Raw genomic sequence first — 25000 nt, forward strand, 5'->3', positions numbered from 1 at the left:
TAGGTTATCCTCCGAATGGCCAAGGTAGATCCACGGCGTCCTGCAATAGGCCAATGGGCAAATCCAACAACATAAGATGGGTCAAACCAAGTAGAAATCCGCATGCCAATGTCGTCGTTGCGAAAGATCGCCATAAGCTCAGACCGGCTTTATTCATCAAGAATAAACAGAAGAACACACTAATTGAGATGACATAGCCGACTAAAAAGCACCCGAGCACCAAACCCGCCAACCAGTAGAGGTAGTGCATCATCGATGACGTGTTGTCATCAAACGCGTAGCCTTGCTCATATTCGTTATCAAAGTAAATCGGTGATGATGAGGTGTGCGTCAGTAACTGCACAATCACCACAGCGGAAAGCAACCACATACCACTCGCCACGACAATCGGGAAAATGCCCCCTAGGAAACTCTGCTGATATCCATCATAGATACCGTGAGCGAAAGCCAAGTTCACCACGACCGCAAATGCTAATTGAGGGGTACGTGGAGCAGGAGTGGAGGACGCTTCGTTGGTCGATTGCTCGCGCTTCTTCATATTTTGTCGGATCATAAAAACGAGTGAAAGTAATGTGAGCGCACCAATGATCATTACGCCGGGACGAAGTAAGAACGCTGCACCATCAAATTGAACCGCTTGATATAAATAGGTTTCCATTCCGGCAGAAAGAACAAAGCCGATAAGAAACGCAGGGCGAGGCCAATCAAATCGTTTCATAAGCACGCCCAATACACCGACTGCTAACAGTGTCACCAAGTCCCCTAAATCGCGGGTAGCTTGAAACGCTGCAAAACAGATCACCATAACCATAAAAGGAGCGAGTAAGGCATAGCGAATGGTGGTCAACTTAGCAACCCATGGCGAAATCAGCATACAAGCACCTGCACCAAACACGTTGGCAAGTGCTAATGACCAAACAATCGTGTAAGTAATGTCTAAATCAGTGCTGACCATCGCTGGTCCAGGCTCTAAACCGACCAATACCATGCCACCTAAAAACACCGCCATGCCACCAGATCCAGGAATACCAAACAGCAGAGTGGGCACTAAACCACCGCCCTCTTTCGCGTTGTTTGATGACTCAGGTGCAATGATGCCACGCACATCCCCCTGGCCAAAATCAGGCTTGTCCTTCGTGGTTTGCACTGCGTGTCCGTAGGCTATCCAATCGACCACACTTCCCCCCAAACCTGGCAAAGCACCGATGATGCAGCCAATGACACTGCATCGTAGAGCAAGCCACTTGTTTTCGAAGAAATCTTTTACCCCCGATAGCCATCCGGAACCAAGTTTGCTGGCACTGGCTATTGGCTTGTTTTGGCGAAGGAGATCGATGATCTCTGGCAAAGCGAAAATTCCCAAGCCCACGACAACAAGTGGAATGCCGTCCATCAAATAGAAATTATCAAACACCATTCTATATTCGCCGGTGGCTGGCGCACTGCCGACACTACCCAGCATCACACCCAAACCACAGGCCGATAAGCCTTTGACTAAACTTCTTCCTGCTAGAGAGCCCACCATGGTCAGACCAAGTAACGTCAGCATAAACAGCTCACCAGAGCCAAATGCTAAAATCACCGGACGAGCCACCAGCACAAAGCCAGTCAGAACCACAGCACCGAACAAACCACCAAACAAAGATGAGGTGAACGCCGCAGATAACGCTCGCGCAGCTTGCCCTTTCTTTGCCATAGGAAAACCATCCAGTACGGTCGCTTGTGAGCCACTCGAACCGGGAATCCCCATCAATACAGAGGTGAAGGTATCAGAGGTAGGGATAACGGCAACCAAACCGATCAACATCGCGAGTGCTGAAACCGGATCCATGCCATACAGAAACGGCAGCAACAATGAAAGACCCGCAATCCCCCCTAAACCTGGGAATATACCGATCGCTAAGCCCAGCATCACGCCCCCTAACATGTAGGTAATGTGCTGGACGGTAAGTATGGTCTCTAGGGCCAAAAACAATTCACTAAACATCGTAGAACCTTTGAACGCCAACGTCGTCAGACGGAGAATAGAGGGACAACTAAATTGAGGAATGAGAAATAAGAGCAGCGCTCAGAACGCTGCTCATTGAGAGTTACAGTTTGGTGTTGTACTTGTCAGCAAGCCATTGAGCGACCCACTCTCTGCTGCTCTCATCGAGTGACAGAATCGCTTCTACCGCTTTGTCTGCCTCCGCGCCCGTTAGCTGTTGATAGTTACCCAGTACGTCTTTAGCTCGAGCTTGGAACTCTTCATCTGCAACGAAGGTTTTTGCTGCATCACGCCAGGCTTGTTTGACCGCTTCTGGCGTTGAATCAGGAAGGAAAAACATTTTCTGAGCCACGAAACCTGCGACAAAGAAAGAACGCCAAACTTTGAAACCTTGGGCATTCATGTCCCCATTGGCTTTCTGATAGACCTCAGCGAAGTGTGGAATATCGGGGAAGTTAGGATCGCGCTGAAGTTGACCGTTGTCATCCAACACACCCAAACTAAAGATTGGGATCGCTTTGCCTTCCTCTACCAGCGGGGTTACCTTCTTCAAATAGGCAGAACTGGTCTGAGAATCTAAATTGACTTCGCCACGTTCAAAAGCGAGGCGACCAGCACCACGACCTTTCATACCAAAGACAGCTTTGACATCAGCACCCAATAAATCAAGCGCTAACAAAGGCACCAAATCAATCGTTGTCGCACCTTGACTGGCATACTGAAACTCTACTGAGCCTAGGTTGGCAACAAAATCATCCGCATTGTTGATACCTGTACTCGGAGATACGTAAATCACACCGCCGGTAGGCGACGCCATCACGACATCCCAATCGTTGTAATCGTATTTGACACGGCGGTCACCGAGCAGATAAGTAAACTGAGTCGATGCGGAGCTCGCGAGGACATCCAAACCGTTGTCTTTGGCTCTACGGGCAAATTGGTTAGCTCCTTTAGTTGAACCGCCACCAGGCACATTTTTGACCACGACAACAGGCTCGCCAGGCAGCGTTTGGCTAAAGTAAGGAGCAAAAAATCGTGCCCAAGTATCCGTACCACCTCCCTCTTTATATGGGACGGTAATTTGAGCACGCTCGCCATCAAAGGAGACATCCTCTGCCAGTACCGACGGGCTCAGAGAGGCGACCCCTAGGGCAACCATTGCGGAAAACAGTGCCGTAGTACGGCGAATAAACTGGGGGTAAGTGGGTTTGCTCATTGGCATGAATGCCTCCTCAAATCCTTTGATTGCTTCTCGTTAATCTTGTTATCTATCGCCCAATATTGCGATGCGTTAACACTAATCACTCAACCTGTCATCAAACTGACAAGGACAACCTCATTAACAAAAATGTTACATAGATCGACTTTACGACGAGAGTGCGAAGCCGTTTGCTAGCAGACACATTAGTGGCTAACAAACACCTCGCCCTTGAACAAAGGCCGAGACGTTCTGACTAACGCCGCTTGAGCGATGATCGGCTCTCCTTCACCTTCTAAAATACTCATTTGCACATCAATTTTTCCGCTTGGGTGCTCAACCACTACACGCTCATCTTTGCTCGGCGCTGCCAGCGAGTGAGTGACCGTACCGGGAATCAAACAGGCAGACGCAACACAAATAGCGCCGGTCACCGCATGACTGGCATGGCAATTGTGGGGGACTAAATAGCGAGAGGTAATGGTTCCACCGGATTGAGGTGCGGACACAATGGACACTTTAGGGATAACGCTCGAGCGAACATCACCTAGCCCCATCAGCTCACCCGCCTCAATGCGAATCGCTTCGATGCGTGCCAGTAGATCATGATTCGCATCAATTTCGGCTTTGCTCTCTGTACCCATAATGCCCAGTGCTGATGCGGGTATATGCACCATAGGAACAGCGGCATCAATGCAGGTTACATCAACATCAAGAATGCGTTGTTGACGTTGACCCGTTGGGAACAGCGCCCCGGTTTTTGCTCCGCCCACGTCAAGGAAGTTCAACAAGACTGGTGAGCCCGTGCCAGGGACGCCATCAACCGTCACATCCCCATCGAACTTTAAGCGTCGATTCGGCGTTTCGGCTGTGACTTCTATGATGGTGTTGGTATTGACGTTCTTGACTCGGACCGTCGTCGTACCGTCTTGAAGTGAGATAAGATTCTTTTCGGTTGCAAACGCAATGATTCCAGACAAGATGTTGCCGCAGGAGGGTTTGGTATCCACGATCTTCTCCTCCACGCCAACTTGAGCAAACAGATAGTCAAGGTCGACTCCTAGCGAGTCAGACAACGAGACGATCGCCACCTTACTGGTCAACGTGGTGCCCCCACCAATACCATTGATTTGCTGGACATCACCTGATCCCATGATGCGTATCAGCAACGCATCACGTTCATCTGGGTCACTGGGGAGATCTTGTGAAAGAAAATACGCGCCCTTCGAGGTGCCACCCCGAATAAGCATGCAGGGAATTAGATGAGAGTGTGTCATTCCTTCGCTCCTTAGCAATCACACCACTTCCTGCTTGAAATGGCTGCGTAAGGCTACGAAACGAACCTGTCACCGAACTGACACACGCATGCGTGGACAACTCAATCGTAATTTTTGAGAGCGCTCTCCCACTCTGTCGTCACCACCTCCCGTTTACTCTGATCTGAGAACACCATGAGTCGCACGTCAAGAGGAATTGGGTTCAGTTGATCTGCATAGTGTTGACGTAAATATGCGGCGGATTTTTCACTAGTAATATCTGTGCGAATCGGCGGCATATTGGTTTGTTCAGCCATGACCCATTGGCCAGACAAAGACAAGATGTAATCAATGAAGGCTTTTGCGGTATCGGGCTGTTGAGTGGTTTTATTGATAAAGGCGCTGCGAATGATTACGGGTGTGTAGTCTGTCAGCGACACGATCACGATGTTGTCATCCAACTCTTGCCAGCTTCTAGCGTATGATCCGAGCACGTTGTAAGCCATAAGAAGCTCACCCTCACTGGCCGCTTTAAGCATCGAACGGGTGCTACCAAAAGTGCGTGCCTGGGCGGAATTAAACAGCTCAAGAAACTGACCGTAATTTCTTGCCTGCTGCCTTTCAAAAGACCAAAGTAAATAACCGATCCCCACTCGGCGGATATCAAACAGGCCGATTTTCCCGACTAACTCACTGCTGTATTGACGGATAAAGCTCAATAATTCAACGCGGTTCATTGGGGTCACCTTACCGTCAATGAAGGCTTTATTAAACACTAAAACTGCAGGCTCAAAGCTAAAACCAAACAACTCATCACGCCATTGACTCCACTCCGGTAATACACTCTGCGAAGTACCGTAGCTCGACATCGCGACCTGATGAGGCAATGCGTAGCCATCATTCACTAGCCGCAGTTGCAAATCCATCACGGAACTGATGGTGATATCGGGCTGTGGCTGAATGTTATCGCGAACATACCGGTCTAAATCATTACTGCTCATCCAGCGGTAATCGATCTTAACCTCTGGGTGACGCATTTTAAAATCATCCAGCATCGGCTTCATTTCTGACTGATATGCTGCGCCATAGATCCGCAGTGGCAACAAAGCCTCATCAGCCGCACTGAAACCAGACCATAGGAGCGCTACCGCTAACCACCCGATACGCTTCATTCGCTTACCTCTTGCCACGCTGTATAAGGAAACTGTATTTCTACCGTCAGCCCCGTTGGGACACTGTCTTTTAGCAACAATACGGCTTGCATCTTCTTCGCTACGTCAGCCGCAATACTCATCCCCAGACCGGTACCGGCTTCGTCGGTCCCCGCGATACGATAAAAACGATCAAACACCAAAGGCTTATCAGCATCGCTAATACCGGGGCCGAAATCACGTATCACCACGACGGCTTTGCTACCCATATGGCTGACTTCCACTTCCACTCGACTGGATGCTGGCGAGTATTTAATGGCATTTTCAACGAGGTTCGTCAGCATTTGCTCAAGTGCAAAGGCATCCCCGCGTACAGAAAAGGCCGTGTCCGAGTCATAACTTAGCTCTATCTCCTTTGCCAACGCATTCATCGCCAACGAACGACACACAGCTGCCGTTAACTGATTCATGTTCACCCACTGGGGCTCAACACTTCGATATCGGTGCTTAATGGTTGCGTGATTAAGCAGTTGATCAATGGTCCGTTCGAGCACATCGCACGCCTTGAGCACGTTCGCTAACGATCGTGCGGTCGCCTCATTGTGATCTCGACTCAGAATCAAACCGACTTGCGCGCGCATGCCGGCAAGCGGGGTTTTCAACTGATGCGCCGCTTCTCCAGTAAAGTTTTTCAGGTTTGTCAGCGTGTCATCCAACTGAGACATAAAGGTGTTAACGGTCTCAATCAAGTGGGACACTTCCTCAGGTGCATCCATATCGATGGGTGTGAGATCCACATTGGAGCGACTGGCGATTTTCTGGTTAATCACGTTTAAAGGTTTAAGTACCATAGCAATCAGTACGAGAATCACCACAAGGGCACAACTGACCACACCGACCAATAGCTTGAATGCCACATCTGATAGCTCTTTTTCCCAATGAGTCCTGGCTTGAACCGTCTGACCCACCAATACCGAGACCACTTGCGCCCCCTCACTGGTGTTCACCGAGCGGCTGACCAAGGCAAAGCGTACATACTCATCAAACATGGTGTGGTAGAAAAAATGGGGTTTGATCTCTAACTGTACGGGATATTGCTGAATGTGTGATTGAATTGTTGTATCGCTGAGCAAGGAAGCATAGCCCGTGATAAATTCATCGTGATTGATGACAACAGCATAAAATACTTTGTCTCTGGGAGAATCTGATAAACCGGCAAACGCAGAGAAAGGCAGGTCAACGCTGACTTGCAGGTGCTCAAACCTTACCTGCTCTAAAATTTGTAACGCTGAGTTGGCGAGCGGACGATCGAACGCAATTTGCGCTGTCTGATACGCATAGCGCTTGACAGCGAGCATAGAGAGCAAGCCAATAAACAGCAGCAACATCGTCGCATAAACAACAAGCTGAAAACGTAAAGAACGAGTAGAAAATCCCTGAAAAACGGGCAATGAGGCGATCATCCTGCTTTGGCCATCACATACCCAAGGCCACGCAGTGTTTTGATCTCCACCTCACTCTCGGACAACGCTTTTCTGAGACGCCCTACGTATGTCTCAATTGCGTTCAGATTCGGCGGATTGTCATAGCCATACAGATGGTCGATGATCTCTTCTTTACTGAGAACGCGATTCGGGTGACCGAGAAACACTTCCAACAAGCGATACTCTCGCTGTTTGAGCTCCACCGTCTTACCCTTCACCTGCACCGTGGCACTGGCTGCATCAAAACAGATGTCACCAAATTCGATAAGGTTGTGATCTTGCCCTTGACTCCTGCGCACAATAGAACGACATCGCGCCTCTAGTTCACCCAAGTCAAATGGCTTACAAAGGTAATCATCCGCACCTAAGTCAAGCAGTTGGATTCTATCGAGCACCTCGTTTCTCGCCGTCAGTATCAAAACAGGCGTATCGTAACGTTGGCGAATTTTTTTTGTAATCTCTTCTCCAGAACGATGCGGAAGATTCAAATCCAAGATGATTAAGTCGTATTGAGTGTGAGCGACCAAGGCATACGCCACTTTTCCATCGTAGGCACAATCAACTCCATGACCTAAATCAGTGAAGCGCTGCTCCAATGATTGGCTGATCAAACGATCATCTTCCACTATCAAGATTCTCATCGGTCCTCAACTTTCCTTGTAGGCAATGCAACAAATGCATCACTTTTATCCTCAGTTTATAACATCAGACAAGGTAGGGTGACAATCCAGTTGTCGGCTTTTGCCAAACACTGTGATCATCAAACACAGCCGCCTAAACGGGAGAACAGCGTTGCTGCGCCGGGCATTTTCTCGAGGCAAAAAAAAACCACACAGAACTGTGTGGTCGGAATGTATAAAGCAATTAACTAACGCCAATTGAAAATAATCAGTTTCCTGATTAGGAGAAAGTAAAGTCAGCCTTCAAAAGGAAGTGTCATCTTGCTCAACTTGTCAGCAGATGCCGACTAGATGACAGGAGTTACTATACCTGTTGCCGCTTGCCTCTTTTTGAAGTAGATCAATTTTAATGGGATTTCTCTCTTTTTATCGCACTGTGCGCCACTTTGCTTCAATATATAAAGAGGGTTTTATCAGCCATAATGAGCACCACGGAGCATACTAGGAGGCTCGTGTGTCAATAATTTCGTTTTTTGGAAAGAAAAAGTCCGACACTCCGGTCAACTCGGATATGGACAGACAAAGAAAATATGAAGCGCTGGTTCGTGCCTATCACCGAGATCTCTACCGCTATGCGTATTGGCTCTGCAAAGACCCAACCATCGCGGAAGATTTGGTGCAGGAAACCTGCCTAAGGGCTTGGAAGTCACTGGACAGTTTGCAAGATGAAAAAGCGGCCAAGTCTTGGCTGATCACCATCTTGCGCCGTGAGAACGCGCGTCGTTTTGAGCGTAAGCAGTTTGATCTCGTGGATATCGATGATTACAGCGGCGAAGCCAAAGTGAGCGATGACCCACATCATCAAACCCAGTGGATCCAAGCGCAAATCATGAAGCTAGAAGAAGAATACCGTGAGCCCCTCTTCCTCCAAGTGGTAGGAGGGTTCAGTGGTGAAGAGATTGGCGAGATTTTGTCTTTGAACAAAAACACCGTCATGACACGGCTTTTTCGAGCGCGTAACCAACTTAAAGAGATGTTAGATTCTGATGACAGCGCAAGGGGGCAAAAAAATGGATGAGTTAGAATTCCGTCGTCGTATTATGTCCGACCCAAAACAGCGTGACTCACAAATCAACGAAGCGATCAAAGCCGACAGCAAGAATGCCAAGTTTGCCGACGATATTCTTGAACTCGATACCCTCATTGCCAATGCCATGAAGGTCGATGTACCCGATGGGCTCGCTGACCGCATTTTGTTTAATCAATCCGCGGCAATCAAAGAAGACAATGTCGTTCGCCCGACATTCGTTAAACGTGCCATGGCAATGGCAGCTTCGGTCGCCTTTGTCGCTGGTCTGCTGGTTGGCCAAGTCAACTGGGGCAATTTAGTGGTATCCCCCGCGAACGCCAATTTAGCGGATACCGCTATTCAACATGTGTTTGATGAAAAAGGCTTCGTGTTTGTGTTGGATGAACAAGTCCAATCGTCGCAAATCAACGCCAAAATGGTGCCGTTTAAAAAACACTTGATTGAGCAGTTCCCTTACCATGTCTACTATCTTAACCACTGTGGCTTTGGCGATGCCAATGCGGTGCATATGGTCTTTAAAGGGACGCAAGGCAAAGTGACGCTGTTCTTAACCGGTATCGCCAGTGACAAAGCCTTTACGTTTGAGAAACAAGGTATGGCGGGCATTGTTGAACCGATTGGCAACAACAGCCTGATTCTGGTTGGAGACAAAGGCGAAGATGTGGCGAACATCGCGCAAACCTTGATGGATATCATTAAGCCGATGAGTTAACAACCTGATAACATTTTGTGAGCAAGATCATGGCCCGAGATTCCCTCTCGGGCCATTTTTTTAGCATAAAATTAGAGCTTACACTCTAAAAACAGCCATTTTGTAGGATTTTCCTGCCAGATAACCGTCATTTCGCTAATTTTATCTGCCAACTACGCAATGGTCGGATATGTATCTCCTATAATTGCCTCTAGGATCAGCCACCACTGAGCTTTTGCTCAAATATAACGTCCGAAAGAGACGAACAAAAAGGAAAAAGCACAAATGAACAAGACGCGTCTGTTTAAAAAATCACTGTTAGCAGTGACTATCGCATCAACGGCAATGGCTTCACAGCAAGCGATGGCCGCCGGTTTCCAACTTAACGCACAATCAGCGACGGGCCTTGGCCGTGCATTCGCAGGTGATGCGGTTATTGCTGATAATGCATCAGTAATGGCACGTAACCCAGCAGCTATGGCGCTGTTTGACAAGACTGAACTTTCTCTGGGTTTTGAAACGATAACTTCAATGATTGAAGTTAAAGACGCCACTTACAGTAAGACTTATCTTGATGCAAACGGGCAACCAGTTGGGACCCCGGCGCCATCAACGTCCCCTGCAAATGTAGATGATGCAGGCGATACTTCTATAGCTCCAAACATTCATTTAATTGTTCCTGTAAATGAACAGTTTGCTTGGGGCGTAAATGCCTACACAAACTTTGGCACAAAAACCGAGTTCGACAACGATTATGTCGCTGCAGAGTTCGGTGGGCTTACTGACGTAAAAAGTTTTAACTTCGGCCTAGCTGGATCATATCGTATAAACGACCAATGGAGCCTCGGCGCTGGTCTGGATTTGATATATGGACAAGGTACCTTTAAACGAGCAGTACCAGGTAGCAATAGTACGAGTTACCTCCTTAACGTAGATAAAGCCGATGGATGGGCCGTTGGATTTAATCTAGGTACTGTTTATGAGTTAGACGAAAATAATCGTTTCGGCCTAGCATACCACTACAGTCCTAAATTTGAGGCTGAAGACGACTATGGACAAAAAGTAACTCTTCCGCTACCAGATATGGTTGAATTTTCAGGGTTCCACAAAATCGAAGACACCAAGTTTGCTGTACACTACAGCGTTCAATGGATCGGTTGGGGCGACTTTGAAAAAATTGACTTTGACAATCTAGACAGTACTCAGTCAGGTTTAGCCGCAGCAGGCTCGCTTTACCAAAAAGATTACAAGTGGCAAGATGGTTGGCGCTATGCTTTAGGTGGGACGTACTACCTAAATAGTGACTGGACTTTGCGTGCAGGTTATATGTACGACACAAGTGCACAAGACAGTTTGACATCGATTTCTGTACCGGATTCAGACCGTCAGTGGTTTTCTACTGGATTTACCTACCATATTGACAACAGCTCAAACATCGATTTCGGCTTCACCTATCTATTGGGTGGCGATACTAAAGTCGATGAGTCTGTAACTCTTCCTACTGGTGCTACAGGTCCTAGTCCTACACCCGTTTATCAACACACAACGATCAACGCAACTACTCACGCTGATGCAATCCTACTAGGCCTACAATACAGCCGTAGCTTCTAAGCACAGCGAACACGCTATACCTTCAAAGGCCGCTCTCGCGGCCTTTTTTAGTTTTCTATTCAATCACTTCAATTCCTATTCAGGCTACACGTGTAACCTGAATCCTCTGATTGACCCTACAGATGTACGCTCAATTTTAGAAACACACCATTAACAAACAACATTTAAACTATATATTTTTATAATGATTAGTATTTTATTCCAAAAACCATTAATGGCTCGTTTTTTATTTTTAAAGTGTTTGCTCTAACTTTATCATCACCCGACCAAAGTCAACGACAATCAGCGAACATAAAAATGAAAACCAATAAAACACTTCTTTCTCTTGCAGTGGCTGGCACTCTGATGACCAGCGCCACACACGTGTCTGCGGCTGGCTTTCAGCTCGCCGAGTACTCCGCAACTGGCCTAGGTCGAGCGTACGCTGGTGAAGCCGCGATGGCAGACAACGCCAGTGCGCAATGGCGCAACCCTGCCATGCTGACTTATCTAAAAGGGACGCAGCTCTCTGTGGGCGCTGTGTATGTGGACCCGAATGTGGATGTTAGCGGTACTGTAGATGGTTCAACATCGGCTAATCCAACGTTACCGAGTTCGAATGCCACGTCGTCTGACTTTGCTCACGATGCCGTTATCCCTAACTTTTACGTTTCTCACCAGTATTCTGAGCAGTTCTTTGTTGGCGCCGCATTCGGCACCAACTACGGCATGGAGACTGATCTGGGTACCGATTTCGCCGCTTCTCACTTTGGTAATGAAGCGAGTGTGATCACGATGGAAGCCAACCTAAACGCTGCATATCAAATCAATGATGCGGTGAGCATCGGTGGTGGTCTACGTTACGTGATGGGTGAAGGAAGCTTTGGCGCAACGGCGCCAACAAGTAATGCTTACGCTCTTTCACAAGGCACGACCCTTAAATATATGGAAGGCGATGACACCGCTTGGGGTTGGCAACTTGGTGCTGCTTGGCAGATTAACCAAAGTCATCGTATCGGTGTTGCCTATAAATCAGCGGTCGATCTTAAACTTCAAGGTTATGCCACTGGACTAGGGTTCGATGTTGCACTCGCAGCTGATCGAGACAATGGCTACATGAACCTTCAACTACCCGCTACCGCAGAGATCGCCAGCTACCACCAGTTGAACGACAAACTCGCTATACATGCGAGTATTAACTGGACAGATTGGAGCAGCTTCGAAAAACTCGAGGCAGAACTTGAGACCTACGGCACCAAGATGGTCAAAGAGGAAAACTGGGAAGACAACTACCGTTTTGCGCTCGGTACCACCTACCAATGGGATTCTAAGTTGGCACTACGAGCGGGTGTCGCGTATGACATGTCAGCGGTGAGTGACAAAAACCGCACCATTACTATTCCAGAAACAGACCGTACTTGGCTGAGCGTTGGCGCCAGTTACGCGTTTACCAAGCAGTTCACGTTGGATGGTGGCTTCACTTACGTGTTCGCGAAAGATGCACCTATCACTGAGTCACGCGGGTACCCATCTGATGAAGCAGCAGAGGTCATTGGCGGCGAATTTGTCGGCGAGACATCGGGACACGTAATCATCGTCGGTGTACAAGCGAACTACACCTTCTAACGCATACCCTTAAAGACTTCTCCTTTATACGAAAAGGGCTTGGTCAGTGACCAAGCCCTTTTTACTTTCTCAACGTCAAGTAGTCAGAAATCTTGTAGATATTCATCAAGATAAGCTTCTTCTTCCTCATTGAACGCTTCTTTTTCTATCTCGGCGTTAAAGTCTTGGCGTTGAAGATACGCATCACGCGTCAGTGCGTAAGGGTCAGGAGAGTTTTCCAACATCACTTCTTGATTCACCAGTGCTGCACGGGTTTCCATCCCTTCCAGGGCCCATTTACCTAACGCGCCCCAAAAATTCAGCAACGAAAGTGGTACGTAAGCACTGTCGACAAAATCGGCGGTCTCTCGCACTGTCCAAGGGCCATAGCCCGGCACCATGACATAGGGACCATTGCCGACCCCGTAGTGACCCACCGCATCACTGAACGTTTTTTCGTTATGGTCGGTGATACCCGCCGCAGACGCCACGTCAATCAAACCCAGCAAACCCAGCGTACTGTTGATCAGGAATCGATTAAAGTGGTCGAGCGCTTTTTCACCATTGCCCATAACGAGGTTGTTGATCACGCTCGATGGCTCATCTAAGTTGCCTAAGAAGTTACCTATACCAGAACGAATCGGCGTCGGAACATAACCGACGTAGGCGAGCGATACGGGTCGAACCAAGTAAGGATCTAAGTAATCGTAATTAAGGGTCCACATGGTTCGGTTAAACCCTTCGATGGGATCGTACGGACCAGAGTCGTCATAAGCCGAGGAAGCATCAGGCTGGCTAGCACACCCTGACATCACTAACGCTGAGCAAAGTAACAGTCCGGTTCGAGACGTTTTATCTATCATTATTATCTCTTTCCATGAAAAAAGCCGGTCGTGACCGGCTTTTTGTTAATCCATAAGCATTGGGAATTAGTATTGCTTATCTATTAGCACTTCAACTGGTTCCCCTATCTTAACCGCTTCGCTCTCGCCAAACCAGTCCCCTGCTTTAGTGGCAACATTGCCATCGCTGTCGATGCGCACACGCACCATCAACGCATCGAGCGAGGAGAGTTTGCGTGCTTCCAACATGCTGTTGCTGTCATCCAACACGACAGTGCGCGGGAAACTCCCCACAGGGTAGCGTGCTGCTGCGACTGGCATAGGCGCGCCATCGGCACTGTGTACAGACACAATCAGCGAAGCATTAGGATCCGCTTGTACACTAGGGTCAAGCGCAATCGTCACCGCCACAGATTGGCCGTTACCTATCGCTTGCCCCATCTGCTTGCGCGCGTTGTCGATACTGCGCGAGAGCATCTCATAACGGCTATCGTCAGGGCCGATCATCTGCTGCATCACGCCCCAATAACGAATCGCCGCTGGGAAATCCTGACGCTCATAAGCATCAAACGCGAGTAAAGAGAACACACGCAAGTCGACATACTCTTGCTGAACCAACTCGGAAAGCAAGGTACGAGCGCGGTTTTGATCAAACTCATCTTGAGAGAGCATCAAGGCTTGAGCATAACCCAGTTGAACATCGGTGTTCTCGGGTTCTAGACGATAGGCTTTTTTCATCGCACCGATCGCCGTATCCACATCGCGATTAGCGAGGCCAATGCGACCGAGTAGCAACCAGCCCGTTGAATCATCCGGTTGATAATGAAGGCGGGTTCTCAGCGCCAAGGTTAAGTCTTTCATCTCGTCGTCGCTCAAGCTGGCGCCTTCCGGCGACATGAGCTTTTTCGATAGCGCAGGCAAGTTTGCACTCACTTGCTGCCATTCGTTGACTTGATTAGCACCACCAAACTGGAAATACATCGCATAAGAGAGCGCAATGACCAGAGCAAATGATGGCACTAGCACCCATACCGGCTTGATAGCTGCGCTATCAGCGCCCCCCTCTTTGGCAGGGATGTCATCAAGCAGGGATTGCTTAAGATCGTCGATGAGCTCTTGTTGGTTCTCCACCAAGCCTTCATCGGTTTCTTCAGCAAGTTCCGAGAGACGGTCTTTGTAAAACGCTTTATTGAGCTCGTCACGAAGACGGACATCTTGGTTCTCTGTGCGTCGAATAAAAGGCAAAGCAACCAACAAGCAGCTCATGACGATTAAAATGACTGAGGCTACCCAAAATAGTGTCATTTGTGTTTATCTCCATCATTTTGTTCATCAAGAAGGGCTTTCAGTCGCGCTTCCTTATCGGCGCTCCATCGCTCATCGGATACACTCTTTACTTTGCTTTTTCTGCTGCGAAGAACAATCAGCGCAAAGCCCAGCACCACCACACACAGCGGGCCAAGCCACAGAATCGAGGTGGCCAATGTGAACGGCGGTTTGTAAGTCACAAAATTGCCGTAGCGCGCGATCATGTAATCAACAATCTCTTGCTTCGATTTGCCGTCTTTAGTCATTTCGTACACTTTTTGGCGCAAATCGACCGCAAGTTCCGCGTTAGAGTCCGCAATGGTGTTGTTTTGACATTTCGGACAGCGCAAGGTATGCCCGAGCTCCTTAAACTGCTGCTCTTGCTCGAGAGTCTCAAATTCATACACCTCGATGGCCGCCTTCGCTGCCATTGAGAGCGTCAATGCCGTCATGAGCATCAAAGTTAAAAGCCAAAAGGGGGAAACGCTCTTTCGAATCATTGCACTGCTTCCTCAACCATACGTTGGTACATAGGCCCTAGCTTCTCTGCCCAGTTGCGTGCGTTCACATCACCCACATGGCGGTACTGAATCACGCCATTTGCATCAATGAGGAACGTCTCTGGCGCGCCATAAACACCAAGATCTAGGCCCAACATGCCATTGCCATCAAACAGGCTGATGAGATACGGGTTACCGAGATCATTGAGCCAGCCGACTGCCTTAGTGCGATCGTCTTTGTAGTTCAGTCCGATGATTTTAACGCCTTGACTAGCCAACTCATTAAGATACTGATGCTCGGCATAGCAGGTTGGGCACCACGTCGCCCAGACATTGAGTAGCAAAGGCTCGCCAACAAAAATCTGTTGATCGTACAGTTTGCCGGGTTCCGCCAAATCTTCTAAGCGAAACTCTGGCACCGTTTTACCGACCAAGACCGACTCCAATTTTGTAGGGTCATCACCGTGTTGGTTTTTAATGAGCTGGGTGGCAAAAACGCTCACCAGCCCCAAAAAGGCCACCAAGGGAATAAACAGTAGCTTCTTACTCATGATGCCTCCTGCTGGGTATTCTTTCTAAATCGGTAACGCTTATCGCTGATGGCCATCGCGCCGCCGAGCGACATCAACAGAGCACCCGCCCAAATCCAACGCACAAACGGTTTGTAGTAGATACGCACAGCCCAAGATTTGTTGTCGTCGAGTTGCTCGCCCATCGCGATGTAGAGATCGCGCGTTATCCCTCGATCGATCGCCGCTTCAGTCATCATGGAGCGCGCCGTGCGGTAGAAGCGTTTCTCTGCATGCAAGGTATTGATGTATTTACCGTTGAGGGTAATTTCAAAATCGGCAATATAGCCATCATAGTTGGGGCCATCTTTGTCTCGTAAGCCTTCAAAGTAGAAGTCATAACCTTGAATTTGGAAATGCTCACCAGGTGCCAAACGGACGTCACGTTCGATACTGTAGTTTTGCACCATCGCGATACCGATAATCGAAACCGCAAGACCGATGTGGCCCAGCATCATCGCCCAGTGACTACGCTGAAGTTTTTTCACACCGCTCCAGAAAGTGTGACGGTGCGTCGCACGTTGGTAGAGCTCAAACCCATGCAGCAAGATGATCCACAGTGCCATCACCCAGCCGATGTACGCCATCACTAGGAACTGATCGGCTAGCCATACAGTGAACAAGGCAGCGAGCAACAATGAAGCCACGCCAGAGATGAGCATCGGCACTTTGACCGTTTTGAGGTTGTCGCGTTTCCAGCGGATCAGCGGTCCAATACCGAGGAAGAAGGCAAACGGCACCATCAACCAAGCAAACAGCATGTCAAAGAATGGCGCACCAATGGAGACAGAGCCTAACCCGATTTGCTTATGCACGAGCGGCAATAAAGTCCCAACCAACACCACCACTAACGCCGCAATCAGCAACACGTTGTTAACCAACAGCGCATTTTCGCGTGATACCAACTCGAAGTTGCCACGCACACGAACCGACGCGCCTTTGAGCGCAAACAAAAGCAGCGAGCCGCCGATGACAAACACCAAGAAGCCAAGGATAAACATCCCACGCGAAGGATCGGAAGCGAAAGCGTGCACCGAGACAAGAATGCCGGAGCGCACTAAGAAGGTGCCCAATAAGCTGAGCGAGAATGCCGATATGGCCAGTAGCACCGTCCACGCTTTGAACGTGCCGCGCTTTTCGGTCACAGCGAGTGAGTGCATCAGCGCAGTACCGGCAAGCCAAGGCATGAAAGAGGCGTTTTCAACTGGATCCCAGAACCACCAGCCTCCCCAACCTAACTCGTAGTAAGCCCACCATGAGCCTAACGCAATACCCAGTGTGAGAAAGAGCCAAGCGGCGGTTGTCCAAGGACGAGACCAACGCGCCCATGCCGTATCAAGTCGGCCGGTCATCAGTGAGGCGATCGCAAATGAGAAAGCAACCGAAAAGCCTACGTACCCCATGTAGAGCATGGGTGGGTGAATGATCAAGCCCGGGTCTTGCAGTAACGGGTTTAAATCGCGGCCATCGACTGGGAAGTATGGCAATGTACGCAAAAATGGGTTCGAGGTGACGATGATAAACAGCAAAAAGCCTACCGTGATAAGGCCCATCACCGCCAATACGCGTGCGACCGATTCTTGTGGCATACCTCGACTAAAGCTCGCCACCGCAACCGTCCACCCAGCTTGGATAAGAACCCACAGCAGCAATGATCCTTCATGGGCACCCCAAACCGCGGTCAGTCGATAGTACCAAGGCAATTGCGTGTTGGAGTTGCTTGCCACATAGTTCAAAGTGAAATCGTTGGTATAAAACGCCCACAACAAGATGGCAAACGACACCAACAGCAGCAAGAACATCCCCCAAGAGAGTGGTCTTGCAGTGTTCATCAAAAGCGTATTGTTACGCGATGCACCGACCAGTGGCAAAATGCTCAAGAGCACTGCCATGGCGAGAGAAATAATCAGCGCAAAATGGCCAATCTCAGCAATCATTGGTCACTTCCTTGTTTTTGCTCTTGAGTGTACTGAAGCGGTTCGTGGGTCTTCTTCATCGCTTCGGCCACTTCAGGCGGCATATACTCTTCGTCGTGCTTCGCTAACACTTCAAACGCCTCAATGGTGGTCGCGTTTTTTAGTACGCCTTGCGCCACGATCCCTTGCCCCTCACGAAATAGGTCAGGCAAAATGCCATCGTAGTAAATGGTCACTTTCGGGCCGATATCATGTAAGTCAAACGACACACGCAAAGATTGCGGATCGCGCTTAACTGACCCTTCTACCACCATGCCACCAATGCGAAGGCGTTGACCCACTTCTGGTTTGGTGCCATCAGGCTTACCATTGACCAGCTCGGTTGGTGTATAGAAAAGATCCATGTTTTGGTTTAGGGCGTAGAGCATCAAACCCACGGTCGCAGAGATGCCGACAAAAATAGCGAGGACAATACTGAGTCTCTTTTTACGTCTTGGGTTCATAAGGTGTTCTCCAAATTTTTCGCCGCTTCGATTCGTGCTTGGCGGTCTACTTTTGCTTTCACATCGCGCAAGATGCCTTTGCCACGCTTCACACTGACCACCCAGAGTATCCACATCGACAAAAACGTGATTCCAAACGCACTCCACACATAGCCGGCATAACCGCCCATTGCCCAAAAATCACTTAAGCTATCAAAATGCATGGTTAGGCCTCCTGATTGGATTCTTTTTTGGCGGATGGTTCTGTGGCGGATTCTTCTGTGGCGAGTTGAACCACCCACGGGCGGTGGCTCTCTTTAGCCAAAATTTCATTTCTCAAGCGAACCATGGTCAGGCTGGCAAAGAAAAACGCAAAACCAAAGATGTTCAAGAGTAAAGGCCACAGCATGTTCGCCGAGATAGAAGGCTTTTCGAACTTGGTAATGGTGGCGCCCTGATGCAGGGTGTTCCACCATTCCACTGAGAAGTGAATGATAGGCAAATTAACCACACCAACAATCGCTAAAATACCGGCTGCTTTGGCGGCGGTTTTTTGATCATCAAACGCGTGATACAGAGCAATCACGCCAAGGTAGAGAAACAACAGAATCAGCTCGGATGTTAGGCGAGCGTCCCATACCCACCATGTACCCCACATCGGCTTGCCCCACACGGCCCCCGTTAATAGGGCAATGAAGGTGTACACCGCGCCAATTGGCGCCATCGCAGAGGCTGCCATATCTGATAAGCGGACTTGCCACACCAATCCGATAAACGCGGCAATCGCCATCGACATGTAGACGCCCATCGACCAGATCGCAGAGGGTACATGGATATAGATGATTCTAAAACTGTCGCCTTGTTGGTAGTCAGAAGGTGCAAAGGCCAGCCCCCAGACGGTTCCGGCGACGAGACACACCAAGGCTAAAACGGAAAACCAAGGTAAGCACTTACCGCACAATCGGTAAGCGGCTTCTGGCTTGGCATAAGGATGGAGCCATTTCCACATCGTTTTACTCACTCTTACTTCTGGGCACCGTCCCGCAAAATTCATCAACGGGTCGGTCGGTTTATTTATTGTCGTTATGTAATGTATAGAAAGGGAATTTTTCGTGCTTGATTCAAAACAATCAAGTCACACTTACCCTAAGTGCTGCACTGATCGCAAATGGCGTTAACGTCATCGATCCCATCAGCATGGCACCGAGTATCGCTAACTGTCCGTTATACGCCATGCCAAGCGATGCCGCATCAATCGCGGAGGTCGCAAAAATCAAAATAGGTATATAGAGCGGCAGCACCAATAAACTCAGCAGCACGCCACCTTTCTGCAGACCCACGGTCAGCGCAACGCCTATCGCTCCAATAAAGCTCAGCGTGGGTGTACCAATCAAGAGTGTCAGCACGACACCAAGCCAAGTATTAAAATCCAGCGATAGTAATATGGCGAGCAGCGGGCTAATCAGAATGAGCGGCAATCCCGTTAACAGCCAGTGTGCCAACACCTTTGACATCACCACCAGCGGCAATGGAATGGGCATCAGCATCATCTGCTCAAGTGAACCGTCTTGGAAGTCATCCCTAAACAGGCGCTCTAAGGAGAGCAGCGCCGACAACAGTGCCGCGACCCAAACGATGCCTGCAGCAATGCGAGCCAACAAATTGGGCTCAGGCCCGATACTGAGCGGAAAGAGCGTGATGACAATAATAAAGAACCACAATGGGTTAAAAATATCCGCTTGACGGCGAAACGCGATCAGCAACTCACGGCGAATTATCGTGTTCATAGCTGCGAGCATGGCTAGTCACCTAACTTAATTTTTCTAAGGATGGGATTGTCGGCAAACATGTCTTGGTGCGTCGTCAAAATCACTATGCCCCCTTGCTCTGCATGTTGCAGAAAGAGCGCTTCTAACACCTTGACGCCTTGCTTATCGATGGCCGTGAGAGGCTCATCTAAAATCCACAATTTATGTTCACTGAGCCACAACCTTGCCAATGCTACTCGCCGCTGCTGCCCCGCAGACAGCTGCCCAACGGGGACATCCTCTCGCCCTGCCAGTCCAACTTTGACCAAAGCGTTATAGATATCGGTTTTCGTGAGCGCTTGCTGGCTGTGCAGGCCGAGATAAAAACGCAAATTTTCGTACGCGGTGAGTTCGCGCTTGATGCCGGTCTGGTGGCCGAGAAACAGCAAGTCTTGATGGAAGGCTTCACGATTGGAGAGCACAGATTCACCGCACCAAGTAATGTCTCCGCACTCTTTGTCACCAAGACCCGTAATAATACGCAGCAACGTCGTTTTGCCGGTGCCGTTGCGCCCTTCAATTTGTACTAATTCACCTGGCTCTATATCGAAAGAGAGCGATTCAAACAACACTCTTTCATCTCGGATCGCCGTCAGTTGCGAGACTTGTAACATGTATGACCAATCAACCATTTTCGAGCCGCTAGTTTACCACAGCCTTTTCACGACAAAACTACCAACACTGACCTAGGCTCACGAAACTACGTAAGATTCTGTTAATAATTGATTATGTTTATGCTTTCGGCGTGAAAATTGTGATTTACAGCGATGTGAATTTCACACTCTACCCCTTATGGATAGGGTGAAAGAAAAAAGGATGCCTGAATGGGCATCCTCACTATTTGCGACACTGCTAATTTGATAATGTCACTTTCGTACCGGGCGTTTGCGCGCCTCTTGACGTCTTGGTGTGCTCTGGAGTGGAGGAATCTTCTCCTCTCCCGCTAATTTCTTCTGTAATGACATCATCAGCTCCGCTTCCGCCTTGGGAAGCTCACACTGCTCAATCAACTCATCCAAATCAGCCCCGAGTTGGACCATTTTGGTCGCTCTTGAATAGAGACGCCCATCACTGTCCTCTTGCTCAAGTTCTGTCACGCGTTCATTGAGGTGCTGAATGATGTCCTGCTGCTCGCTGATCCTTTGTCCAAGCCCAACGACAACCGAGCGCACTTCTAAAAGCTGCTTATTGGCCTTTTGCAGCTCTTTATCAAAATGCCGTTGCTGCTGGCGAAAATGATCGGCCGTTCTCACTTGACCTCGATTGAGGCGAAACAGCGCAAGCAAAAGAAACAAAAAGACGAACGCCACCGCCCCTGCTAACACAGGTGCGGGAGCTACAGCGAAGATATCCATTATAGGTGAGCCATCTCATCCCATTCTTCGTCAGTCAACAGCTTGTTCAAGTCCACAAGGATAAGCAGCTTACCATCACGGTTGCTCACACCCTGAATGAACTTGGCGCTTTCGTCAGTGCCGACACTTGGAGTTGTATCGATTTCAGAAGAACGGAGGTAAACCACTTCAGCCACACTATCAACCAGAATACCGATCACTTGGTGCTCAGACTCAATCACAATGATGCGAGTGTTGTCTGTGATCTCACCTTCCATGAGACCAAAACGTGAACGCGTATCGATGACAGTGACTACGTTACCACGAAGGTTGATAATACCCAGTACATAGTCTGGTGCACCCGGTACTGGTGCAATTTCGGTGTAACGCAGCACTTCACGCACTTGCATTACGTTAATACCGTAAGTTTCTTCTTCTAGTTGGAACGTCACCCACTGAAGTACTTCGTCATTGGACTGGTCTTTTCTTACTTCGACTTCATTCGTTTGAGACATACCTATTCCTCTCTGCCCAAATTGGCCTTAAATGAACTTATTTATCTAGTGCTTTAACATCAAGTCCTGCATTAAGCATAGCTATCAATGCCTCAACGTGAACCAAAGCACACATTTTTTCTTTTACCATACCCGCAAGCCACGGACGCTTCCCGGCCGTCACACGCCAGCGGACCTTTTCAGGGCTGAGCGACTCAGTACCCAGCAATTGCGTGCTTGCTAGTCCCCAAAGGCTCTCACCAAGCATGACAATGTATTGATATTCGTCTTTATGGCTATCATCTTTCAGCTTTTCGGCCATGACCCATTTCGCGGTATCCACCACATCAAGCTGAGAGTCTCGATTGGTTTGTAGGCCCAAATACCAACTTGGTCGACCAATTAAATGATTCAGATCGCCAATACGGTGAATGCCGCCAAGCTCATCGAGTGGCACCGCAAAGGTCACGCCATTCACCTCAAAGTAGAGCACCTGAAACGATACGTGACGCTCGGTGCTTTGCCAGTTGTCTAGCGCATTCCCACTGGATGTCTCGAGTTCGCTCTGCACCTCGACCGTGGATTCAATATGCTGCTCCACTTCAACAATAGGCTCCTCTGCGACAGGAACCTCAGCGATGGGCGCCTCATCGACCACCTCAGTCAGCGGCGGTTCGAACGTCTGAACGTCCTCTTCAACGAACGCCTCCGCCTCTTGTGTTGGGGCTAGGGGTTCATCAATCACCCAATCTTGAATCTCTTCGACTTCTGGCTTCACAATGTCAGGTTCAACCTGAGCAATCGCCGCCGTATTCTGCTCCATGACCTCTTCTAATTGTAAGTCAGCAACAGGATTCGTCGACTCGAGCTGTTTGAGCAGCCTTTCTACGTCTTCAAGATTGGGTACTTCCAAATCGACCGTCGACTGTAAGATGTAGCTGTTTTCAGCCACGGTCTGCACTTGTGGCTCTGGCTCCCATGACGTTTCAACCGCATGCAGCGCTTCGGGTGCATCCAACGATTCATCTTGTGGCGCGGCGACCTGAGTCTCTTCTTGCTCCACCTCTTCGTCGAGCAAAGCGGCAAAATAATCATCCAGTGCCTGTTCCCCTGACAGCAACGCGTTGTTACTCATTGAGCGCTAACCTCTCTAAATGAATCAACAGCTGCTTGTAGGCAAACACACCACGACTGCCCGCCGCAAAGTGGGAGACAGGTAAATGCTTTAAGCTCGCATCACGAAATTTGGTATCAATCGGAATGGCCGAAGACCACACCTGATTCGGGTAATCTTTCTTAAGCTGCTGCAGGGTTTGCAGCGACGCGCGAGTCCGCTTGTCGTACATGGTGGGGACGATCGTCACTTTGAATGCACGATTGCGAGACTTCTGCATGATCGCCAACGTGCGAACCATGCGCTCTAAACCTTTCATGGCCAAAAACTCGGTCTGAACCGGAATCAAAATTCGATCGCTCGCAGCCAGTGCATTGACCATCATCACCCCTAAGATAGGTGGGCAATCAATCAACACATAATCGTATTGATCTCGAATCGCGAGCAAAGCGCGCTTTAGAATCAATCCCATACCGCTGCGGTTACCCATCACGCGATCCAGCGTTGCTAAAGACATGTGCGCCGGAATCAGATCAATGCCTTCAATGTCCGAGTTCATGATCAAAGGGTTGACGGTGCTTGGGGTATAATCCTTGAGCTGAAAAAGATCAAACAAACTGGCAGGTACGCTGTCGGAATCATAACCAAGATAGGTCGTCAAAGAGGCATGCGGATCGGTATCGACCAATAACACCCGTTTACCTTGCTGGCTTAATAAGCCTGCAAGCGTAATGGTGGTGGTGGTTTTCCCCACGCCGCCTTTTTGGTTTGCAATACTCCAAACTATCATGTCGCCACCTCTACGCGAGTCCAAGCTCAACCAGCATTCGCTCAGGAATACGGTCTAGAGGTAGATCTTCACTGGAGAGTCCGGCTTTAGCCACAGCTTGAGGCATGCCATACACCACACAGCTCTCTTCGTCCTGCGCCCAAATCGTTGAGCCGGCATTTTTGAGCATTCGTGCGCCTTCGCGACCATCCGCCCCCATACCCGTCAGGACCATCGACAGCACTTGGTCACCATACACTTTGGCTGCACTGCCAAAGGTGACATCGACACAAGGTTTGTAGTTCATCCGCTCACCGCCATCAATCACACGCAATTTAGCGCTGCCTGGGCGGCCATCAATCATCATCTGCATACCACCTGGCGCGAGATACGCCACGCCTGGTCTTAGCATATCGCCATCTTCTGCTTCTTTTACGGTGATTTTACACAGCGAGTTTAAGCGACTAGCAAACGCCGCGGTAAACGTCGCAGGCATGTGCTGAATAAGCACGATCGGATGCGGATAGTTTGCAGGTAATTTGGTGAGAATTTTTTGCAAGGCGACCGGGCCGCCGGTGGAGGTTCCGATAGCCGTTAACTGATATTTTTTACCACTGGCTTTAAAACGCGTCGCATTCACCGCCGGACGCGACGGTGTGGCGGCGCTTGGTGCCGTTCTTGCTGTTGAGGTCGGACGAAGCGCAGATGAGGTCGGCGTACTTCTTGGCGCGGGCGTCGCCGATTTTGCCACCGGACGGCGCATAAAGGTTCGACGAGAGGCGATTTGCAACACTCTTTGTTGCAGTAACGTCACCGCTTCATCTCGATTGCGCGCGATGTCTTCAAACTTTTTCGGCAAAAAGTCCAACGCTCCGGCTTCCAGCGCATCGAGGGTCGCTTTCGCACCATCGTGCGTCAATGATGAAAACATCAAAATCGGAACAGGACTTTGCGCCATAATTTCGCGGACGGCAGTGATGCCGTCCATAATAGGCATTTCGATGTCCATAGTGATGACGTCGGGCTTAAGCGACAGTGCTTTTTGCACCGCCTCTTTGCCGTTGGTTGCGACATCCATCACTTCAAGCTTAGGCTCAGAGTTAATGATCTCGCTAACACGACGGCGAAAGAAGCTCGAATCGTCAACAACTAATACTTTGATTGCCATATAAATCCTTCTATTTACGCACCG

At 49.2% G+C, this 25000-nt stretch carries 25 protein-coding genes; 4 read left to right on the top strand and 21 right to left on the bottom strand.

The window, feature by feature from the left end:
* Nucleotides 1-4: 4 nt before the first annotated feature.
* The 6 genes from AC6R10_RS02000 to AC6R10_RS02025 all read right to left on the bottom strand — a co-directional run bounded on the left by AC6R10_RS02000 (nt 5) and on the right by AC6R10_RS02025 (nt 7717).
* Nucleotides 5-1987: a tripartite tricarboxylate transporter permease gene (locus tag AC6R10_RS02000; RefSeq protein WP_500671303.1), complete on the bottom strand. Its 1983-nt coding sequence runs from the start codon at nt 1985-1987 to the stop codon at nt 5-7.
* Between the two features lie 103 nt (nt 1988-2090).
* A complete protein-coding gene (locus AC6R10_RS02005; protein WP_500671304.1) occupies nt 2091-3209 on the bottom strand; it encodes a Bug family tripartite tricarboxylate transporter substrate binding protein in 1119 nt (372 codons plus the stop codon).
* 182 nt (nt 3210-3391) lie between these two features.
* Nucleotides 3392-4462 carry a 4-oxalomesaconate tautomerase gene (locus AC6R10_RS02010; RefSeq protein ID WP_500631890.1) on the bottom strand — a complete coding sequence of 357 codons (1071 nt, stop codon included), beginning with the start codon at nt 4460-4462 and terminating at the stop codon, nt 3392-3394.
* Nucleotides 4463-4563: 101 nt separating this feature from the next.
* Nucleotides 4564-5613 (bottom strand): ABC transporter substrate-binding protein, encoded by a 1050-nt coding sequence (locus AC6R10_RS02015; RefSeq protein WP_500671305.1) that lies wholly within the window; start codon nt 5611-5613, stop codon nt 4564-4566.
* The gene (locus tag AC6R10_RS02020; RefSeq protein ID WP_500671306.1) at nt 5610-7055 is read right to left on the bottom strand and encodes a sensor histidine kinase; all 1446 of its coding nucleotides are present in this window, start codon (nt 7053-7055) and stop codon (nt 5610-5612) included. Before AC6R10_RS02020 ends, AC6R10_RS02015 begins: the two co-directional genes overlap by 4 nt.
* Nucleotides 7052-7717 (bottom strand): response regulator transcription factor, encoded by a 666-nt coding sequence (locus AC6R10_RS02025; RefSeq protein ID WP_500671307.1) that lies wholly within the window; start codon nt 7715-7717, stop codon nt 7052-7054. The genes AC6R10_RS02020 and AC6R10_RS02025 overlap by 4 nt, the downstream gene beginning before the upstream one ends.
* Nucleotides 7718-8267: 550 nt before the next feature.
* Between AC6R10_RS02025 and AC6R10_RS02030 the strand changes: the two genes are divergently transcribed.
* The 4 genes from AC6R10_RS02030 (at nt 8268) to AC6R10_RS02045 (ending at nt 12693) form a co-directional block, all read left to right on the top strand.
* Nucleotides 8268-8774 (top strand): sigma-70 family RNA polymerase sigma factor, encoded by a 507-nt coding sequence (locus AC6R10_RS02030; RefSeq protein WP_334551485.1) that lies wholly within the window; start codon nt 8268-8270, stop codon nt 8772-8774.
* A complete protein-coding gene (locus AC6R10_RS02035) occupies nt 8767-9498 on the top strand; it encodes a DUF3379 domain-containing protein (RefSeq protein WP_500671308.1) in 732 nt (243 codons plus the stop codon). The genes AC6R10_RS02030 and AC6R10_RS02035 overlap by 8 nt, the downstream gene beginning before the upstream one ends.
* 264 nt (nt 9499-9762) lie before the next feature.
* A complete protein-coding gene (locus tag AC6R10_RS02040; RefSeq protein ID WP_500671309.1) occupies nt 9763-11088 on the top strand; it encodes an outer membrane protein transport protein in 1326 nt (441 codons plus the stop codon).
* Between the two features lie 297 nt (nt 11089-11385).
* Nucleotides 11386-12693 carry an outer membrane protein transport protein gene (locus AC6R10_RS02045; RefSeq protein ID WP_500671310.1) on the top strand — a complete coding sequence of 436 codons (1308 nt, stop codon included), beginning with the start codon at nt 11386-11388 and terminating at the stop codon, nt 12691-12693.
* An 83-nt stretch (nt 12694-12776) separates the two neighbouring features.
* On the opposite strand, the gene AC6R10_RS02050 is transcribed toward AC6R10_RS02045, so the two are convergent.
* From AC6R10_RS02050 to AC6R10_RS02120, 15 genes are all read right to left on the bottom strand, one after another.
* Nucleotides 12777-13535: an MlaA family lipoprotein gene (locus AC6R10_RS02050; protein ID WP_500625782.1), complete on the bottom strand. Its 759-nt coding sequence runs from the start codon at nt 13533-13535 to the stop codon at nt 12777-12779.
* 66 nt (nt 13536-13601) lie between these two features.
* Nucleotides 13602-14819: a c-type cytochrome biogenesis protein CcmI gene (gene ccmI, locus AC6R10_RS02055; protein WP_500671311.1), complete on the bottom strand. Its 1218-nt coding sequence runs from the start codon at nt 14817-14819 to the stop codon at nt 13602-13604.
* Nucleotides 14816-15322: a cytochrome c-type biogenesis protein gene (locus AC6R10_RS02060; RefSeq protein WP_500671312.1), complete on the bottom strand. Its 507-nt coding sequence runs from the start codon at nt 15320-15322 to the stop codon at nt 14816-14818. The genes ccmI and AC6R10_RS02060 overlap by 4 nt, the downstream gene beginning before the upstream one ends.
* Complete coding sequence (locus AC6R10_RS02065; protein WP_487903597.1) at nt 15319-15873, bottom strand: DsbE family thiol:disulfide interchange protein; 555 nt, start codon at nt 15871-15873, stop codon at nt 15319-15321. The genes AC6R10_RS02060 and AC6R10_RS02065 overlap by 4 nt, the downstream gene beginning before the upstream one ends.
* Nucleotides 15870-17828 carry a heme lyase CcmF/NrfE family subunit gene (locus tag AC6R10_RS02070; protein ID WP_500671313.1) on the bottom strand — a complete coding sequence of 653 codons (1959 nt, stop codon included), beginning with the start codon at nt 17826-17828 and terminating at the stop codon, nt 15870-15872. Before AC6R10_RS02070 ends, AC6R10_RS02065 begins: the two co-directional genes overlap by 4 nt.
* Nucleotides 17825-18310, bottom strand: coding sequence for a cytochrome c maturation protein CcmE (ccmE, locus tag AC6R10_RS02075; RefSeq protein ID WP_334551092.1), 486 nt, complete (start codon nt 18308-18310; stop codon nt 17825-17827). The genes AC6R10_RS02070 and ccmE overlap by 4 nt, the downstream gene beginning before the upstream one ends.
* Nucleotides 18307-18513 carry a heme exporter protein CcmD gene (gene ccmD, locus AC6R10_RS02080; protein ID WP_334551093.1) on the bottom strand — a complete coding sequence of 69 codons (207 nt, stop codon included), beginning with the start codon at nt 18511-18513 and terminating at the stop codon, nt 18307-18309. The genes ccmE and ccmD overlap by 4 nt, the downstream gene beginning before the upstream one ends.
* A gap of 2 nt (nt 18514-18515) precedes the next feature.
* Nucleotides 18516-19298, bottom strand: a complete 783-nt coding sequence (locus AC6R10_RS02085; protein ID WP_500671314.1) for a heme ABC transporter permease — start codon at nt 19296-19298, stop codon at nt 18516-18518.
* A 121-nt stretch (nt 19299-19419) separates the two neighbouring features.
* Nucleotides 19420-20088 (bottom strand): heme exporter protein CcmB, encoded by a 669-nt coding sequence (gene ccmB / locus AC6R10_RS02090; RefSeq protein WP_334551096.1) that lies wholly within the window; start codon nt 20086-20088, stop codon nt 19420-19422.
* Nucleotides 20089-20090: 2 nt separating this feature from the next.
* Nucleotides 20091-20711: a cytochrome c biogenesis heme-transporting ATPase CcmA gene (ccmA, locus tag AC6R10_RS02095; RefSeq protein ID WP_500671445.1), complete on the bottom strand. Its 621-nt coding sequence runs from the start codon at nt 20709-20711 to the stop codon at nt 20091-20093.
* A 252-nt stretch (nt 20712-20963) separates the two neighbouring features.
* On the bottom strand, nt 20964-21452 hold the full coding sequence (locus tag AC6R10_RS02100) for a DUF2802 domain-containing protein (protein WP_500671315.1): 489 nt from the start codon (nt 21450-21452) through the stop codon (nt 20964-20966).
* Nucleotides 21452-21946, bottom strand: a complete 495-nt coding sequence (locus AC6R10_RS02105) for a chemotaxis protein CheW (RefSeq protein ID WP_006959436.1) — start codon at nt 21944-21946, stop codon at nt 21452-21454. Before AC6R10_RS02105 ends, AC6R10_RS02100 begins: the two co-directional genes overlap by 1 nt.
* 37 nt (nt 21947-21983) lie before the next feature.
* Nucleotides 21984-23060, bottom strand: coding sequence for a chemotaxis protein CheW (locus AC6R10_RS02110; protein WP_500671316.1), 1077 nt, complete (start codon nt 23058-23060; stop codon nt 21984-21986).
* Nucleotides 23053-23829, bottom strand: coding sequence for a ParA family protein (locus tag AC6R10_RS02115; RefSeq protein WP_487903592.1), 777 nt, complete (start codon nt 23827-23829; stop codon nt 23053-23055). The genes AC6R10_RS02110 and AC6R10_RS02115 overlap by 8 nt, the downstream gene beginning before the upstream one ends.
* A 10-nt stretch (nt 23830-23839) precedes the next feature.
* Nucleotides 23840-24976 (bottom strand): protein-glutamate methylesterase/protein-glutamine glutaminase, encoded by a 1137-nt coding sequence (locus AC6R10_RS02120; RefSeq protein ID WP_500671317.1) that lies wholly within the window; start codon nt 24974-24976, stop codon nt 23840-23842.
* Between the last annotated feature and the right edge of the window lie 24 nt (nt 24977-25000).

This window comes from Vibrio sp. R12-SG2-ISO1 (assembly GCF_059834045.1).

Excerpts from the sequence above, each read along its gene's own strand:
- AC6R10_RS02045 (WP_500671310.1), top strand. The coding sequence starts at position 11,386 with ATGAAAACCAATAAAACACTTCTTTCTCTTGCAGTGGCTGGCACTCTG.
- AC6R10_RS02110 (WP_500671316.1), bottom strand. The coding sequence starts at position 23,060 with ATGAGTAACAACGCGTTGCTGTCAGGGGAACAGGCACTGGATGATTAT.
- AC6R10_RS02015 (WP_500671305.1), bottom strand. The coding sequence starts at position 5,613 with ATGAAGCGTATCGGGTGGTTAGCGGTAGCGCTCCTATGGTCTGGTTTC.
- AC6R10_RS02060 (WP_500671312.1), bottom strand. The coding sequence starts at position 15,322 with ATGATTCGAAAGAGCGTTTCCCCCTTTTGGCTTTTAACTTTGATGCTC.
- AC6R10_RS02120 (WP_500671317.1), bottom strand. The coding sequence starts at position 24,976 with ATGGCAATCAAAGTATTAGTTGTTGACGATTCGAGCTTCTTTCGCCGT.
- ccmI (WP_500671311.1), bottom strand. The coding sequence starts at position 14,819 with ATGACACTATTTTGGGTAGCCTCAGTCATTTTAATCGTCATGAGCTGC.
- ccmA (WP_500671445.1), bottom strand. The coding sequence starts at position 20,711 with ATGTTACAAGTCTCGCAACTGACGGCGATCCGAGATGAAAGAGTGTTG.
- ccmE (WP_334551092.1), bottom strand. The coding sequence starts at position 18,310 with ATGAACCCAAGACGTAAAAAGAGACTCAGTATTGTCCTCGCTATTTTT.
- AC6R10_RS02040 (WP_500671309.1), top strand. The coding sequence starts at position 9,763 with ATGAACAAGACGCGTCTGTTTAAAAAATCACTGTTAGCAGTGACTATC.
- AC6R10_RS02070 (WP_500671313.1), bottom strand. The coding sequence starts at position 17,828 with ATGATTGCTGAGATTGGCCATTTTGCGCTGATTATTTCTCTCGCCATG.
- AC6R10_RS02115 (WP_487903592.1), bottom strand. The coding sequence starts at position 23,829 with ATGATAGTTTGGAGTATTGCAAACCAAAAAGGCGGCGTGGGGAAAACC.
- ccmB (WP_334551096.1), bottom strand. The coding sequence starts at position 20,088 with ATGCTCGCAGCTATGAACACGATAATTCGCCGTGAGTTGCTGATCGCG.
- AC6R10_RS02065 (WP_487903597.1), bottom strand. The coding sequence starts at position 15,873 with ATGAGTAAGAAGCTACTGTTTATTCCCTTGGTGGCCTTTTTGGGGCTG.
- AC6R10_RS02025 (WP_500671307.1), bottom strand. The coding sequence starts at position 7,717 with ATGAGAATCTTGATAGTGGAAGATGATCGTTTGATCAGCCAATCATTG.
- AC6R10_RS02005 (WP_500671304.1), bottom strand. The coding sequence starts at position 3,209 with ATGCCAATGAGCAAACCCACTTACCCCCAGTTTATTCGCCGTACTACG.
- ccmD (WP_334551093.1), bottom strand. The coding sequence starts at position 18,513 with ATGCATTTTGATAGCTTAAGTGATTTTTGGGCAATGGGCGGTTATGCC.
- AC6R10_RS02050 (WP_500625782.1), bottom strand. The coding sequence starts at position 13,535 with ATGATAGATAAAACGTCTCGAACCGGACTGTTACTTTGCTCAGCGTTA.
- AC6R10_RS02030 (WP_334551485.1), top strand. The coding sequence starts at position 8,268 with ATGGACAGACAAAGAAAATATGAAGCGCTGGTTCGTGCCTATCACCGA.
- AC6R10_RS02100 (WP_500671315.1), bottom strand. The coding sequence starts at position 21,452 with ATGGATATCTTCGCTGTAGCTCCCGCACCTGTGTTAGCAGGGGCGGTG.
- AC6R10_RS02085 (WP_500671314.1), bottom strand. The coding sequence starts at position 19,298 with ATGTGGAAATGGCTCCATCCTTATGCCAAGCCAGAAGCCGCTTACCGA.
- AC6R10_RS02035 (WP_500671308.1), top strand. The coding sequence starts at position 8,767 with ATGGATGAGTTAGAATTCCGTCGTCGTATTATGTCCGACCCAAAACAG.
- AC6R10_RS02010 (WP_500631890.1), bottom strand. The coding sequence starts at position 4,462 with ATGACACACTCTCATCTAATTCCCTGCATGCTTATTCGGGGTGGCACC.
- AC6R10_RS02105 (WP_006959436.1), bottom strand. The coding sequence starts at position 21,946 with ATGTCTCAAACGAATGAAGTCGAAGTAAGAAAAGACCAGTCCAATGAC.
- AC6R10_RS02000 (WP_500671303.1), bottom strand. The coding sequence starts at position 1,987 with ATGTTTAGTGAATTGTTTTTGGCCCTAGAGACCATACTTACCGTCCAG.
- AC6R10_RS02020 (WP_500671306.1), bottom strand. The coding sequence starts at position 7,055 with ATGATCGCCTCATTGCCCGTTTTTCAGGGATTTTCTACTCGTTCTTTA.